This is a genomic window from Mesobacillus persicus (assembly GCF_900109925.1).
Taxonomy (GTDB): domain Bacteria; phylum Bacillota; class Bacilli; order Bacillales; family Cytobacillaceae; genus Mesobacillus_B; species Mesobacillus_B persicus.
Window position 1 is genome coordinate 100,040 of the sequence record NZ_FOBW01000004.1, and the last position, 13,800, is coordinate 113,839.

17 protein-coding genes and 1 riboswitch are annotated in these 13,800 nt (G+C 39.9%); of the genes, 1 reads left to right on the forward strand and 16 read right to left on the reverse strand.

Annotated elements, in window-relative coordinates; genetic code table 11:
• Positions 1-223: 223 nt before the first annotated feature.
• The 15 genes from sufB to BMX30_RS07495 all read right to left on the reverse strand — a co-directional run bounded on the left by sufB (position 224) and on the right by BMX30_RS07495 (position 13,032).
• Complete coding sequence (gene sufB, locus BMX30_RS07430) at positions 224-1,621, reverse strand: Fe-S cluster assembly protein SufB (protein WP_090743077.1); 1,398 nt, start codon at positions 1,619-1,621, stop codon at positions 224-226.
• A 75-nt stretch (positions 1,622-1,696) separates the two neighbouring features.
• Complete coding sequence (sufU, locus tag BMX30_RS07435) at positions 1,697-2,140, reverse strand: Fe-S cluster assembly sulfur transfer protein SufU (RefSeq protein WP_090743080.1); 444 nt, start codon at positions 2,138-2,140, stop codon at positions 1,697-1,699.
• Entirely contained in the window at positions 2,130-3,359 is a 1,230-nt protein-coding gene (locus BMX30_RS07440) for a cysteine desulfurase (RefSeq protein WP_090743083.1), read from the reverse strand. Before BMX30_RS07440 ends, sufU begins: the two co-directional genes overlap by 11 nt.
• Positions 3,359-4,666 (reverse strand): Fe-S cluster assembly protein SufD, encoded by a 1,308-nt coding sequence (gene sufD, locus BMX30_RS07445; protein ID WP_090743086.1) that lies wholly within the window; start codon positions 4,664-4,666, stop codon positions 3,359-3,361. Before sufD ends, BMX30_RS07440 begins: the two co-directional genes overlap by 1 nt.
• A gap of 19 nt (positions 4,667-4,685) precedes the next feature.
• Entirely contained in the window at positions 4,686-5,471 is a 786-nt protein-coding gene (sufC, locus tag BMX30_RS07450) for a Fe-S cluster assembly ATPase SufC (RefSeq protein WP_090743089.1), read from the reverse strand.
• 314 nt (positions 5,472-5,785) lie between these two features.
• Complete coding sequence (locus BMX30_RS23460) at positions 5,786-5,938, reverse strand: YuzK family famiily protein (RefSeq protein WP_170843811.1); 153 nt, start codon at positions 5,936-5,938, stop codon at positions 5,786-5,788.
• Positions 5,939-6,157: 219 nt separating this feature from the next.
• Positions 6,158-6,532 (reverse strand): carboxymuconolactone decarboxylase family protein, encoded by a 375-nt coding sequence (locus tag BMX30_RS07455; protein WP_170843817.1) that lies wholly within the window; start codon positions 6,530-6,532, stop codon positions 6,158-6,160.
• Positions 6,533-6,774: 242 nt separating this feature from the next.
• Positions 6,775-7,611, reverse strand: a complete 837-nt coding sequence (locus BMX30_RS07460) for a MetQ/NlpA family ABC transporter substrate-binding protein (protein ID WP_090743095.1) — start codon at positions 7,609-7,611, stop codon at positions 6,775-6,777.
• Between the two features lie 18 nt (positions 7,612-7,629).
• Positions 7,630-8,295, reverse strand: coding sequence for a methionine ABC transporter permease (locus tag BMX30_RS07465; protein WP_090743098.1), 666 nt, complete (start codon positions 8,293-8,295; stop codon positions 7,630-7,632).
• The gene (locus BMX30_RS07470; protein WP_090743101.1) at positions 8,288-9,313 is read right to left on the reverse strand and encodes a methionine ABC transporter ATP-binding protein; all 1,026 of its coding nucleotides are present in this window, start codon (positions 9,311-9,313) and stop codon (positions 8,288-8,290) included. Before BMX30_RS07470 ends, BMX30_RS07465 begins: the two co-directional genes overlap by 8 nt.
• 183 nt (positions 9,314-9,496) lie before the next feature.
• A riboswitch (SAM riboswitch) is annotated at positions 9,497-9,612 on the reverse strand.
• 175 nt (positions 9,613-9,787) lie between these two features.
• On the reverse strand, positions 9,788-11,098 hold the full coding sequence (locus tag BMX30_RS07475) for an O-acetylhomoserine aminocarboxypropyltransferase/cysteine synthase family protein (RefSeq protein ID WP_090743104.1): 1,311 nt from the start codon (positions 11,096-11,098) through the stop codon (positions 9,788-9,790).
• Positions 11,099-11,425: 327 nt separating this feature from the next.
• Positions 11,426-11,764, reverse strand: a complete 339-nt coding sequence (locus BMX30_RS07480; RefSeq protein WP_090743107.1) for an SCP2 sterol-binding domain-containing protein — start codon at positions 11,762-11,764, stop codon at positions 11,426-11,428.
• 172 nt (positions 11,765-11,936) lie between these two features.
• Positions 11,937-12,248 carry a thioredoxin family protein gene (locus tag BMX30_RS07485; protein WP_090743110.1) on the reverse strand — a complete coding sequence of 104 codons (312 nt, stop codon included), beginning with the start codon at positions 12,246-12,248 and terminating at the stop codon, positions 11,937-11,939.
• Between the two features lie 7 nt (positions 12,249-12,255).
• Positions 12,256-12,609: a toprim domain-containing protein gene (locus tag BMX30_RS07490; RefSeq protein WP_090743113.1), complete on the reverse strand. Its 354-nt coding sequence runs from the start codon at positions 12,607-12,609 to the stop codon at positions 12,256-12,258.
• Between the two features lie 183 nt (positions 12,610-12,792).
• Complete coding sequence (locus BMX30_RS07495; RefSeq protein WP_090743116.1) at positions 12,793-13,032, reverse strand: YusG family protein; 240 nt, start codon at positions 13,030-13,032, stop codon at positions 12,793-12,795.
• 34 nt (positions 13,033-13,066) lie between these two features.
• On the opposite strand from BMX30_RS07495, the gene BMX30_RS23465 reads away from it, so the two are divergent.
• The gene (locus BMX30_RS23465; RefSeq protein ID WP_170843818.1) at positions 13,067-13,228 is read left to right on the forward strand and encodes a hypothetical protein; all 162 of its coding nucleotides are present in this window, start codon (positions 13,067-13,069) and stop codon (positions 13,226-13,228) included.
• A gap of 187 nt (positions 13,229-13,415) precedes the next feature.
• Here BMX30_RS23465 and gcvH read toward each other — a convergent pair whose 3' ends face one another.
• Entirely contained in the window at positions 13,416-13,796 is a 381-nt protein-coding gene (gcvH, locus tag BMX30_RS07500) for a glycine cleavage system protein GcvH (RefSeq protein ID WP_090743119.1), read from the reverse strand.
• Positions 13,797-13,800 lie beyond the last annotated feature (4 nt).

A 13,800-nucleotide genomic window follows, 5' to 3' on the forward strand; every position in this document is an offset into this window, starting at 1 on the left:
GCCTTTATTGGTGACCTTTCTTCAGCTTCACCCACCTAGATAGGGCACCAATAGCCTTCATTGGTGACCTTTCTTTGGTTCATCCCACTAGAAAGGGCACCAATTACCTTCATTGGTAACCTTTCTTTCTGTTTCGCATGCATGATAGGGCACCAATCTCAGCTAACGAAACAAAAAAGCCGCTTACTATTAAAAGCAAGCGACTTTCTTGATAACCATAGTATTAACCGATTGAACCTTCCATCTCGAACTTGATCAGGCGGTTCATTTCAACGGCATATTCCATTGGTAATTCTTTTGTAAATGGCTCAATGAAGCCCATTACGATCATTTCAGTTGCTTCTTCTTCAGAAATTCCGCGGCTCATTAGGTAGAAGAGCTGCTCTTCGGAAACTTTAGACACCTTCGCTTCATGCTCAAGCGAAATATTGTCATTTAAAATTTCGTTGTAAGGAATTGTATCAGAAGTTGAGCTATTATCCATAATCAACGTATCACACTCAATGTTCGAGCGAGCTCCTGTTGCTTTACGTCCAAAGTGAACAACACCACGATAGGTTACCTTACCACCTTGTTTCGAGATTGACTTCGAAACAATCGTAGAAGAAGTATTTGGTGCAAGGTGAATCATTTTCGCACCTGCATCCTGATGCTGGCCTTTACCTGCTAAAGCGATAGATAGGGTCATACCTCTAGCGCCTTCGCCTTTTAGAATAACAGCAGGGTATTTCATTGTAAGTTTAGAGCCGATGTTACCATCGATCCATTCCATTGTTGCATTAGCATCACAAGTGGCACGCTTTGTAACAAGGTTATAGACATTGTTTGCCCAGTTCTGAATCGTTGTGTAACGGCAATAAGCGTCTTTTTTAATGATGATTTCAACAACCGCACTATGAAGTGAGTTTGTTGTGTATACAGGTGCTGTACATCCTTCAACATAGTGAACGTGTGCGCCTTCATCAACGATAATTAATGTCCGCTCAAATTGTCCCATGTTCTCAGAGTTAATACGGAAGTAAGCTTGTAAAGGTGTTTCAACCTTAATACCCTTAGGAACATAGATAAAGGAACCACCAGACCATACAGCTGAGTTTAATGCAGAAAATTTGTTATCTGTCGGTGGGATTACCTTACCAAAGTACTCACGGAAAAGATCTTCATTTTCTCTTAAAGCAGAGTCTGTATCCTTGAAGACAATTCCCTGATCTTCCAGTTCTACCTTCATATTATGATAAACAACTTCAGATTCGTACTGAGCTGAAACCCCAGCAAGATACTTTTGTTCAGCTTCAGGAATACCAAGTTTGTCAAAAGTACGCTTGATTTCTTCAGGTACTTCATCCCATGACTTTTCCGATCTCTCTGAAGGTTTAACATAATAAGTGATTTCATCAAAGTTTAGAGAATTTAAATCTCCACCCCATTGAGGCATTGGCATTTTGTAAAAATGCTCAAGTGACTTCAAACGGAAATCTAGCATCCACTGAGGCTCTTCCTTCAATTTGGAAATCTCTTCAACGATTTCACGAGTCAAACCTCGCTTAGATCGGAAGATGGAAACGTCTTTATCGGCAAAGCCATATTTATAATCACCGATCTCTGGCGCTTTTTTAGCCATCGTCGAATTCCTCCATTTCATCGGAGAGGAAACACTCATCCTACTCCTTTTTGTATTCGTGTTAAGACAATTATATTACTGATTGTCTTCGTTTAGGCCCTTTTCCATGGCTTTCCATGCAAGTGTTGCACATTTAATCCGTGCCGGAAATTTCGCTACACCTTGTAGGGCTTCAATGTCACCTAAATCAATGCTGTCATCTTCATCATATTCTTTTCCCTGCATCATATCCGAAAAGATTTTTGACATTTTTAACGCGTCTTCAATCTTTTTCCCTTTTATCGCTTGGGTCATCATTGAAGCAGATGACATCGAAATAGAACAGCCTTCCCCATCGAACCTTGATTCGGTTACCATTCCATTTTCGACATTCATCGTTAACTGAATCCGATCACCACAAGTTGGGTTGTTCATGTTCACCGTTAGGCTTCCATCTTCGAGTACCCCTTTGTTGCGAGGATTCTTATAATGATCCATGATTACTTGGCGGTACAGAGTATCGAGGTTATTAAAAGACATCGCTGAAATACTCCTTTGTTTTGATAAGTCCAGAAACCAGCTTATCAATTTCATCTTCTGTGTTGTACAGATAGAAGCTTGCACGTGCTGTTGCAGAAACGTTCAACCATTTCATCAGAGGTTGAGCACAATGATGCCCTGCTCGTACAGCGATGCCATCCGCATCGAGGACAGTAGCAACATCATGTGGGTGAACATCATTCAAGTTGAAAGTGACAACACCCGCACGCTGAGAAGAATCTCTCGGGCCATATATAGTCATGCCCTCAATCGTTGACATTTTTTCCATTGCATAGGCAGCCAACTTATGCTCGTGCGCTTCAATATTTTCTAATCCCACTTCTTGTAGAAAATCAATGGCTGCACCCAGACCAATTGCCCCAGCAATAATCGGTGTTCCGCCTTCAAATTTCCATGGGAGTTCTTTCCAAGTTGATTCGTATAAGCCGACGAAATCAATCATTTCGCCCCCAAATTCGATTGGCTCCATTTTTTCTAATAAGCTCTTCTTTCCATAAAGGGCACCAATTCCAGTTGGACCACACATTTTATGACCCGAAAAGGCAAAGAAATCACAATCCAAATCTTGAACATCAATTTTCACATGCGGTGCACTTTGTGCCCCATCAACAACCATAATTGCGCCATTTTCATGGGCAATCTTTGTAATCTCTTTGATTGGGTTGATCACGCCGAGCACATTCGAAACATGCATGATAGAAACAATTTTCGTATTGCTAGTTACTGTTGCCCTTACATCTTCTAAAGAAATGCTTCCATCCTCTTGAAGTGGTAGGTATTTTAAGGTAGCGCCAGTCGCCTTTGCAACCTGCTGCCACGGAATGATATTGCTGTGATGTTCCATATAAGAGATGACAATTTCATCGCCTTGACTTAAATTGGCTCGACCGTAACTTGCGGCCACCGTATTAAGTGCTGTCGTTGTCCCTCTTGTAAAAATGATTTCCTCGATTGATTTTGCGTTAATAAACTTCCGAACCTTTTCACGAGCACCTTCATAACCGTCCGTTGCCCTTGTCCCAAGCGTATGAACCCCGCGGTGTACATTAGAGTTGTACTCGCGATAATAGCGATCCACTGCTTCGATTACTTGAACAGGTTTTTGGGATGTTGCCGCACTATCAAGATAGACTAACGGATTCCCGTTAACCTCCTGATGTAAGATTGGGAACATTTCCCGGATTTCACGGATGTTCATTATTTTACTTTCCCTTCGATGACTTCAACTAGTTGGTTTCTTACCCCTTCAATTGGAAGTTGATTAACAACTGGAGCAAGGAAGCCATGAATAACAAGGCGCTCTGCCTCAACTTGAGAAATACCACGGCTCATCAAATAATAAAGTTGAAGTGGGTCTACGCGACCAACCGATGCTGCATGGCCTGCAGTAACATCATCTTCATCGATAAGTAAAATTGGATTCGCGTCACCACGAGCCTTTTCACTAAGCATCAATACACGTGATTCCTGTTCAGCATTCGCTTTCGTAGCACCGTGTTCAATTTTACCAATTCCATTAAAAATGGAGCTTGCGCTGTCTTTCATAACCCCATGCTTTAGGATGTAGCCTTCCGAGTTTTTCCCGAAATGAACCACGCTTGTAGTAAAGTTCTGGATTTGTTCGCCACGACCAACGACAACCGTTTTCGTGTCTCCAATTGAACCATCACCAACTAGGTTCGTAGTGTTTTCGGAAATGGTATTGCCATCGTTCATCAACCCAAGAGACCATTCAATTTTTGCATCTCTTGCTGCAATTCCTCGACGATTAACGTAGGTTGTCACACCTTTTGCAAGAGTATCAACGGCCCCGTACTGAATTTTAGCATTAGCATTCGCTACAACTTCAGAAACGATATTGAACTTACTTTCTGCTGATTCAACTGTGGAAATGTAGTTTTCTACATAAACAACGCTACTATTGTCTTCGGCAACCACTAACACATGGTTAAAGACATTAGCCTCAGCATCATCATGAATGAAAACAGCTTGAATAGGTTCTGTTAATTCGACATTTTTCGGAACATAAAGGAATGCCCCACCATTTAAAAATGCTGCATGAAAAGCTGTTAAGCGATGTTCATCCGTCTTCACAGCTGTCATGTAATAGTTCTTTAATAGATCACCATGCTCACGAGCCGCAGTAAAGATATCAGTAAAGATGACACCTTTTTCTTGAAGTTCCTTAGAAACGGATAAGTAAGCTGGTTTGTTGTTCCGCTGAACGTAAAGGCTATTATTTTCCGCCTCATTTCCAACCAGTTGTTTAACCTCTTCTGGAAGTTCATTAAGGCTTGTATAAGCTTCACTTTTAACGAGAAGCTTCTCAAATTGGGTAAAGTTCCAATTCGTTATTTTTGTTTTATCCGGTCTTGGCATTGGCAGTGCATCAGCTTGATTCAAAGCGTTCACACGTTGCTCTGTTAGCCATGCCGGCTCATTCATTTCTTTTGAAAAGGAAGTAATATATTCCTGATCAAACGGCAGCTTTGTTTCAGTAGTCATATTGATCCTCCCCTAGTGCTTACGCTTCTTGCCCAACTGTTTCGTCTTCAATGCCAAGTTCTTGTTTAATCCAGTCATATCCTTCTGACTCAAGGCGCTTAGCAAGTTCTGGTCCACCAGACTTCACAACGCGACCTTGCATCATAACATGCACATGATCAGGAGTAATATAGTCCAATAAACGCTGGTAGTGCGTGATAATTAGGCAACCGAAATCTTCGCCGCGCATTTGGTTAATTCCGTTTGAAACCACTTTTAAAGCGTCGATGTCAAGACCAGAGTCAATTTCATCAAGAATAGCGATTTTCGGTTCAATCATCATCATTTGAAGAATTTCATTTCGCTTCTTTTCCCCACCGGAAAAGCCTTCGTTTAAATAACGCTGTGCCATGTTAGGGTCCATTTCAAGGAATTCCATTTGCTTATCCATTGAGCGGATAAACTTCATTAATGAAATTTCCTGCCCTTCTTCACGGCGGCTATTAATTGCAGAACGCAAGAAATCGGCATTTGTTACACCGCTGATTTCACTTGGATACTGCATTGCAAGGAATAGACCTGCACGTGCTCTCTCGTCTACTTCCATTTCAAGAACATTTTCACCATCTAATGTAACGCTTCCGCTTGTTACTTCGTACTTAGGATGACCCATAATCGCGGAAGATAAAGTTGATTTACCAGTTCCGTTAGGTCCCATGATCGCATGGATTTCGCCACCCTTGATTTCAAGGTTGACACCCTTTAAAATTTCTTTGCCTTCAATCTCAACATGAAGGTCCTTAATTGATAATACAGATCCACCCATAATTGCTACCTCCGTTAGTAAAAAAAGATATTAACCAATGCATATCGGATAATCCTTTATTCTCATTCTATTCTCATTACAATCTTATAACAAATTAAAACTGTACGCAACTGTTAAACAACCCAATATGGTATTGTAAAAAAATACAGATTGGACCTCATTATTTTTAACAAAACGCATGCCTTTCATGTATTATGGGGTTTTTACACTAAGAAAAGACCCTGTTTTCACCAATTATTTAATATTTTCCGACAACAAAAAGATAAGACCAGTGCTTTTTGCACACTGGTCTCTATGCAGAGTAATTTCATTCTTTACCCATGAACTTTTCTGTCAATATCAGCCACAATCCTTTGGCTTTTCAAATAATCTTTTTCACGTCTTCTTTCAACCTTCATCCTAAGCTTATGCTTCATACAGTAGGCTTCGTAACCAATGCCGTGAGCACCGTGCATTGCCTTTTCCATTTCACCTGTATAGTTCATTTGAAGCTGAGTAATAAAGAATCATCCCTTCATTTTGACGCGCTGTACGCGTTTTTTTGACATTCTTATCGTATCATTCTTCCAAAGGAATGCTCAAAGTCAAAAAAAACGACAATAACTGAGTGAGATGGCATATAAGCTGCTTAGGTCTCAATAACCCCTTCGTTCGCAATATTCTTACTAATTATTGCTTCTCCTGTGTTATTGCTTCATCTGGTTAAAATCCGATAAGGTATCTTGTACTAATGTAACGGCCTGGCTCATCGCTGCTCCTCCACCAAACGCCGCAGTAACACCTACTGCCTCAAGAATTTCTTCCTCCGAGGCACCTTGGTCAAGACATCCCTTCGTATGATAAATGATGCAATACTCATCTTGTGCATAAAGAGCAATCCCTAAAGCAATCAACTGCTTTTCACGCTGGGTTAGAGTACCTTCTTGAAAACATGCTTCTGTAAAAGCGTTATAATGACGTGCAATGTCCGGCATTTTCTGGGTGAATACCCCTAGACCTTCTTTATATTCCTGTAAAGCAGCTTCAGACATATTGTTTGCTTCATATTGATTTTCCACCATAATCACTCCATTCTCATAGTTTATCAAGGTTATTATGTTTGAAAATAATGGTGGTTATTCTCACAAATAAAGAAAACTCCCGATTGCAGCGCCTTAAGGAAGACAGAGTTGTGGTTTGCACTTATACTTAATTCTTTATATTTCCGTATGTGTTGTTTTTCTCAGCTTGAATTTTATAATTCCTTAATGTAAAAAAAAGCTGGTCCAAGTATTTTGGACCAGCTTTTTTCATCCTTTATTTCCTATTCTACTACTAAAACAGCACCTGCATATTCTTCTTCGATAAACTGTTTAATTTCATCGGATTTTAATACCTCAACAAGTGCTTGAATCTCTTCACGATCTTTGTCTTCAGAGCGGACCACAATTAGATTTGCGGGAACTACATCACTACCTTCAAAGGCAATTCCGTCTTCTTCGATATTAATTCCACCTTCAAGTGCATAGTTTCCGTTAATGACGACAGCATCGCCTTCTCCACTTTCAAATGAAGAAGCTAATAGTCTTGCTTCAATTAGTGTAGAAAAGTCTAGATTTTTAGGGTTTTCAACGATATCGTCTACTCTTGCATTTTCGCCGACTCCCTCTTTAAGCTTAATTAAACCTTCTCTTTCAAAAATCGGTAAAATACGTCCATGATCGCTTAAAGAATCACTCATAATGATTTTTGCACCATCGGGAAGATCCTGTAAGCTATCATACTCTTTTGAATAAATCCCAATTGGTTCTTGGTGAATTTCACCCACACTAACAAAATCAAAATCTTTATTTTCTTCCATTTGAAGGGCAAGGTATCCAGGAGTCTGGAAGTAGTTTGCATCAATTTCCCCGCTATCTAAAGCAACATTTGGCAAAATGTAATCTGTGAACTCTTGGATTTCAAGGTCGATTCCTTTTTCTTTTAGTAGAGGAACAGCTGCTTCTAATACTTCAGAATGTGGTACAACTGATGCACCGACCACTAATTTTTTGTTACCCTCTTCTTCTCCACCTGTAGTACCTTCATCATCCCCACCGCCACAAGCAGCTAGTACTAGAACGAATAAAGATACAATCATCAAACTTAGAAATTTTTTCATTTTCTTTTCCTCCTGTAGTTAACGTTTGTCTGTTCTTTTTGTAAAATAATCTCCAATTAATTGGATAATAAATACCAGAATTAAAATAGCAATGGTTGCTACAAGCGTAATCATTGGTCTATTCCGCTGAAAACCTTCAAGATAAGCAAAATGCCCCAACCCACCAGCACCAATGACGCCAGCCATTGCTGTGAAGCTAACAAGTGAAATAGCTGTTACCGTCAAACCTGAGATAAGTGCTGGCAAGGACTCAGGAATGAGTACTTTAAAAATTATCTGAAAGTGATTGGCTCCCATTGATTGTGCTGCCTCGATAACACCTTTGTCGATCTCGCGTAAAGCAATTTCCACCATTCTCGCGTAAAACGGTGCAGCACCAATGATTAAGGCAGGCAAGGCTGCATTCGCCCCTAACATAGACCCCACTAATACCTTAGTAAAAGGGATGAGTAGCACAATAAGGATGATAAACGGGATGGAACGAAAGATATTTACAAATGCTGCGATGACAAAATTCACCCCTCGGTTTTGCCACAAACTTCCTTTATTTGTTAAAAACAAGAGAAGGCCCAGTACCATTCCTAAAATAAAGGTGGCAAATACCGATATGCTGGTCATGTAGATGGATTCTTGTGTTGCTTCAATTAATTTGTCCCACTTTACTTCTTCTAAAAATTCATCCATTGTTAATCACCTCCACACCCACTTCTTGTGAAGAGATGTAGGCAAGGGCTTTTTGAATGTCCTCTTCATCACCATCAAGGTGTATAAAAAGTGTCCCGTAGGAACCATTTTGTGTTTGTGATATCTTCCCTTGAAGGATATTGACTGTTAACGGGAACTGCCGGATTAGATTGGTCATAAGCGGCTGTTCTGCCCCATCCCCTACAAATGTAAGTTGAATAACTTGTCCATGTGGATATTGGGAAAGTAGATGTTCAATGGTGTCCTTCGTCTCCTCTGGTTCAGTGACTTGCTGGACAAATCTTTTCGTTATTTGCTGTTTTGGATTTTTAAAAACTTGCAGAACGGGACCTGTTTCCACGATACTACCACCTTCCATGACAGCAACACGATGACAGATTTTCCTGATTACATGCATTTCATGGGTAATTAGCACGATCGTAAGACCTAATCTTTTATTTATATCAACTAATAACTCTAAAATTGAATCCGTTGTTTGCGGATCAAGTGCAGATGTAGCTTCATCGCATAATAACACTTTTGGATTGTTCGCAAGTGCCCTCGCGATCCCCACTCTTTGCTTTTGCCCCCCGCTCAATTGTGAAGGGTAAGCATTTTCGCGACCATCAAGCCCCACTAGGCTTATTAGCTCCTTGACACGTTGCATTCTTTTAATCTTAGGAACACCGGCAATTTCAAGTGGAAAAGCGATATTTTCAGTAACAGTCCTCGACCAAAGTAAATTAAAATGCTGAAAAATCATCGAGATTTCCTGACGAGCTTTTCGAAGCTTTGCTCCTTTAATATGCGAGATTTCTCTTCCGGCAACGGTAATCGATCCCTCAGTTGGGATTTCAAGTCCATTGAGCATTCTTATTAACGTACTTTTACCTGCCCCACTATATCCAATTATCCCGTATATTTCTCCTTCTTTTATTTCAAGGTTGACATTCTCAACAGCTTTTACTGACCCATGTTTTGCTTCATAAGTCTTATTGACATTTCTTATGGAAATCAATCATTACTCACCCTCTCATGTTCCAACAGCACTTTGCTGCTTCTTTGTCAGCATGGATAAGCTCTAACGAATTGTATAAACCTATCGTTATCTTTGGTTAGCTAGAAGAAAACAATACAGTTCTTATACATAAAAAGCCTCTCTGCACAGATGAGCAGAAAGGCTTTGTCATTATATACCTTTCTCTCATCTTTCAAAGCCACATTAGCTTTGAGTGAATTGGCACCATTTCAATAGTTATCACTATTGACGGTTGCCGGGCTTCAAAGGGCACTTCCCTCCACCTCTCTTGATAAGAGCATTGCATATTTAATTGTAAATTTGGTTAACTTTTGTGAGTTTATCACGAAGATAAATCGAGTGTCAATGTTATTTTCGCAATTATTTTATAAAACCCTCTGGTTTGCTGTAATTTGCAGCCGAGAAGGCTGCCTAAGCTCCCAATCCACCAGGTTACATAGTCTCGAAGCTGAATTAAGCACGTGCTGGTGCAGGAACTCCAGTTGCTTTAAAAATTGCTTGATCAAGGTCCTCGATTAAATCCTCTACATTTTCAATCCCAATTGATAGACGGATAAGGTCCTCCGGTACACCAGCGGCCTTTAAGCCTTCCGAATCCAATTGCTGATGGGTCGTACTCGCAGGATGAATGATAAGGCTTTTTGCATCACCGACATTGGCAAGATGCGACCAGAGTTCTACAGAATTAATCAGTTTAGCACCGACTTCTCTTCCACCTTCTATACCGAAGACGATAACTGAACCGGCCCCCTTAGGGAGATACTTATCAGCAAGTGCTTTATCTGGATGTGCCTCATGTCCCGGGTATGAAACCCAGTTAACGGCTGGATGTGCAACTAGATACTCTACTACTTTATTCGTGTTCGCAACATGCTCTTTCATTCTTACATGTAGCGTTTCTAAGCCTAGTGTTAATTGGAAAGCATTTTGCGGACTTAGCGCTGGTCCCATATCCCGAAGAAGCTGCACACGTGCCTTTGCGATATAAGCAGCTGCGCCAAGTGCTTCACTGTAAACCAAATCATGGTAACTTTCATCTGGAGTAGTGAATCCAGGGAATTTGGATGAATTCCAATCAAATTGCCCACCATCGACAATCACACCACCTAAAGTTGTACCATTACCAAGTAACCACTTTGTCGCTGAATGAATGACAATGTCTGCTCCATGTTCGATTGGACGGCATAAATAAGGCGTTGCAAATGTATTATCAATGATCAGCGGTAATCCAGCATCATGTGCAATTTCAGCTGTTTTTTTAATATCAAGTACTCTTAAACTTGGGTTTCCAATTGTCTCGGCAAAGATTGCTTTTGTTTTATCAGTTATTGCTGTTCGGAAATTTTCTGGATCGGAAGAATCAACAAATTTAACATTAATCCCATACTTAGGAAGAGTCACCGCAAACAGATTATAGGTCCCTCCATACAATTGCGAAGCAGCAACAATTTCGTCACCTGCATGGGCGAGATTCATTATTGCTAATGTTATTGCAGCCATTCCACTAGAAACTGCTAATGCTCCGATTCCACCTTCTAGAGCGGCCACTCTTTCTTCAAAAACTGTCACAGTTGGATTATGTATTCGAGAATAGATGTAACCGTCTTCTTTTAAAGCAAACAAATTAGCCGCATGGTCTGTATCCTTGAACTGATATGCATTCGTCATATAAATGGGTAAAGCTCTTGCACCTGTAACTGGGTCAGCTTTCAAACCACCATGAACGCCTACTGTCTCTAATCGATAATTCTTTTTCTCTGTCATTTCTCATCTCTCCCATTTTTCTTTTTTTACTGTTTTTACATTTATTACTCTTGAACATGGAGTGGTTGATTTCCGCTCCATGTTGCTCGCTCACTCAATGGCTTCCTCGATTATGCCCACTGACGAGAAAATGCGCACTTCATTTTCGAGGAGTCTCGCACCTTCAGCGCCAATCAACCGGTTTCAACCAAAGTTGTTAATCAAAAAAATCGGAATAATGGTTATCATTTCACAAAGAAAACTTAAGAAACCACGCATTAAATTAGTTCGAGCATAGCACCCAGTACCCTATCAGTCAATTTATTATTTGATAATTTCGAAAAGTATTCAATAACTGCTTTTCCCTGTTAAAAAAAATAAAGATTCCAGCATTAATTGGTTTCGGAAACTACCAGATATATGGAACTTTTCATATCTTGCGCCTTCCCTTAGCTTTATGTTTCCCTCTAGTAAGGAGTGGATGACATCTGTCTTTCCCTGAATCCTCACACTTGGGGAACCTCCAGGCACTCCTGACGTTAAACTAATAATTCCATCATCGATAACTAGCCCAAAGTTTTCTTTCTCAGTTTCAATGGCTACTTCTAACTTTTGATGATTCAGTAGTTTTATAACATGCTGTTTATTTCCCATATTTTCAACCGAGTGTACAATTTTTTTATCCAAGCCGTTCAACCCCCTTTGAAAGGGATATTCGATTCAACAACTCAGTGTCCTGTCTAATTCCTTCGACAATAACTTGCATGATCCTAGGTTTAAGACAAAAAAAGACAATACCTATGGCATTGTCTTAAGATTTCCCGAGAAATATGTCATATTTAGTGAAGAGATAGGGGGATTAGAGCAGATGTTGATTCACTTTATCTTGAAGAAATAAAACAGAATGAAAAGCAAATACTTTCTCAACGATCACACCATCTTTTATGATTAGTAAACACGGCACGCTAATAACTTCAAATTGTTTAGCTAATTCGGGCATATAATTCAAGTCTGCTTTTCCTATTTTTATTGTAGGTGTCAGCTGTGCAACGACCTCTAACATTTTACTGGCCATTTGGCATGTCCCACATATAGGGGTATAAAAATAAATAAGCCCTGTTTTTTCAGTACTAATAAAGCGTGCTATATCTTCCTTCGATAAATCAATCAACTTTTACTCATCCTTTTTCTAGATACTCTGCATGGACATCAATATTAGCCCCTAAAAGAACGGTAGCTAAATGCTTTTCTGGAGCAGTTGCAACTTCACGGTACATTCGGTCAATATATAAATGACTTGCTTCAGGGAATTCCCGTTTAAACTGTTTTCTTAACTTTTCGCCAGAATCATCAGCATCAACTAGGATATATACGTCTTTAAAAAACAAGTCCTCAATTAATTCATCAAGCTTTGAAAGTCCAATTGTTCCATTTGTACAGATAATGTCCACTGGTTCATTTAAGATAGTTTGGATCTTCTTTTTATCTGAAGAACCTTCTACAATGATTACTTTATTCCATTCCTCCGTCATATAACCACCGCCAAACCGACATTTCTATATACTATTTTAATCATTGCAAAAGAGATTGTGCAGTTAAACTAACTTTATACCCATTTTCACGCTTTTAGAACAGATTTGCAAAAGATTTGTCCTAATAAATAAACATATGATATATATAAGCAAAAACAGCGGAAGTGCATCCGCTGTTTTCACTTAGCACCAGCCACCCTCATCACAGTCCGTATAGCGCGGTTCGTCCTGTCCTGGAACGTAGACATTCTGGTATATTTTCTGCTGGTCTATTTCAAAATGGTGCTCTAATTTAAATTCACTGCCTTCAGGCAATGATATAGCGCCGATTCTGTCATTATCTAAATAAAGCTCGATTGCTCCATTTTTCACTTTCCCTACAACACGATCCGTAACGTCCAGCTTCTTTGGTTCCAATGTCATTACATTCACCTCATCTTTATCTAGTGTGTTTATTTTGTCCGAATATCGGCGTGGGAAAGATGGTAATTATCGGTTTCTCGTTAATGGTGTACCTCTTCAACTAAATCAAAAGATTTTAAGGGGGATAGGGCATTATTATTTTCACTTAGGCGACCTTGTTGAGCTTGGTGACCTTTCTTCTGGGTTTGAATACTAGATAGGGCACCAATCACCGCTATTGGTGACCTTTCTTCCGGGTTCGGGACACAGATAGGGCACCAATCTCCGTTATTGGTGACCTTTCTTCCGGGTTTGAATATGAGATAGGGCGCCAATGTTAGATTCGAACGTGAGTTAGGAGCGAAAAAAACAGCACCCTCTTACAAGAGGATGCCGTTCATTCTTTATTCTTTTATCATTGCTTCATATTCTTCAGCCGTCATTAATTTATCTACATCGCTAGCATCAGATGGCTCAACAACAACCATCCAAGCCTTTTCATAAGGGGAGTCATTTACAAATTCAGGACTGTCGTTTAGATCTTCATTTACTTCAACAACCTTACCACTCACTGGTGCGTAAAGTTCTGAAACCGTTTTAACAGACTCTACGCTTCCAAAAGGCTCGTCGGCGGTGATTTCATCCCCAACTTCTGGAAGTTCAACAAACACAATGTCCCCAAGTTCTGATTGAGCAAATTCAGTGATTCCAATACGTAACTTTTCACCTTCTGTTTTAACCCACTCGTGCTCTTTTGAATAACGCAATTCTTTTGGTGTTGCCATAACT

What these genes read in the sequence shown, in the direction of transcription:
- sufB (WP_090743077.1), bottom strand. Translation starts at nt 1,621, where the DNA reads ATGGCTAAAAAAGCGCCAGAGATCGGTGATTATAAATATGGCTTTGCC.
- sufU (WP_090743080.1), bottom strand. Translation starts at nt 2,140, where the DNA reads ATGTCTTTTAATAACCTCGATACTCTGTACCGCCAAGTAATCATGGAT.
- BMX30_RS07440 (WP_090743083.1), bottom strand. Translation starts at nt 3,359, where the DNA reads ATGAACATCCGTGAAATCCGGGAAATGTTCCCAATCTTACATCAGGAG.
- sufD (WP_090743086.1), bottom strand. Translation starts at nt 4,666, where the DNA reads ATGACTACTGAAACAAAGCTGCCGTTTGATCAGGAATATATTACTTCC.
- sufC (WP_090743089.1), bottom strand. Translation starts at nt 5,471, where the DNA reads ATGGGTGGATCTGTATTATCAATTAAGGACCTTCATGTTGAGATTGAA.
- BMX30_RS23460 (WP_170843811.1), bottom strand. Translation starts at nt 5,938, where the DNA reads ATGGAAAAGGCAATGCACGGTGCTCACGGCATTGGTTACGAAGCCTAC.
- BMX30_RS07455 (WP_170843817.1), bottom strand. Translation starts at nt 6,532, where the DNA reads ATGGTGGAAAATCAATATGAAGCAAACAATATGTCTGAAGCTGCTTTA.
- BMX30_RS07460 (WP_090743095.1), bottom strand. Translation starts at nt 7,611, where the DNA reads ATGAAAAAATTTCTAAGTTTGATGATTGTATCTTTATTCGTTCTAGTA.
- BMX30_RS07465 (WP_090743098.1), bottom strand. Translation starts at nt 8,295, where the DNA reads ATGGATGAATTTTTAGAAGAAGTAAAGTGGGACAAATTAATTGAAGCA.
- BMX30_RS07475 (WP_090743104.1), bottom strand. Translation starts at nt 11,098, where the DNA reads ATGACAGAGAAAAAGAATTATCGATTAGAGACAGTAGGCGTTCATGGT.
- BMX30_RS07490 (WP_090743113.1), bottom strand. Translation starts at nt 12,609, where the DNA reads ATGACGGAGGAATGGAATAAAGTAATCATTGTAGAAGGTTCTTCAGAT.
- BMX30_RS07495 (WP_090743116.1), bottom strand. Translation starts at nt 13,032, where the DNA reads ATGACATTGGAACCAAAGAAGCTGGACGTTACGGATCGTGTTGTAGGG.
- gcvH (WP_090743119.1), bottom strand. Translation starts at nt 13,796, where the DNA reads ATGGCAACACCAAAAGAATTGCGTTATTCAAAAGAGCACGAGTGGGTT.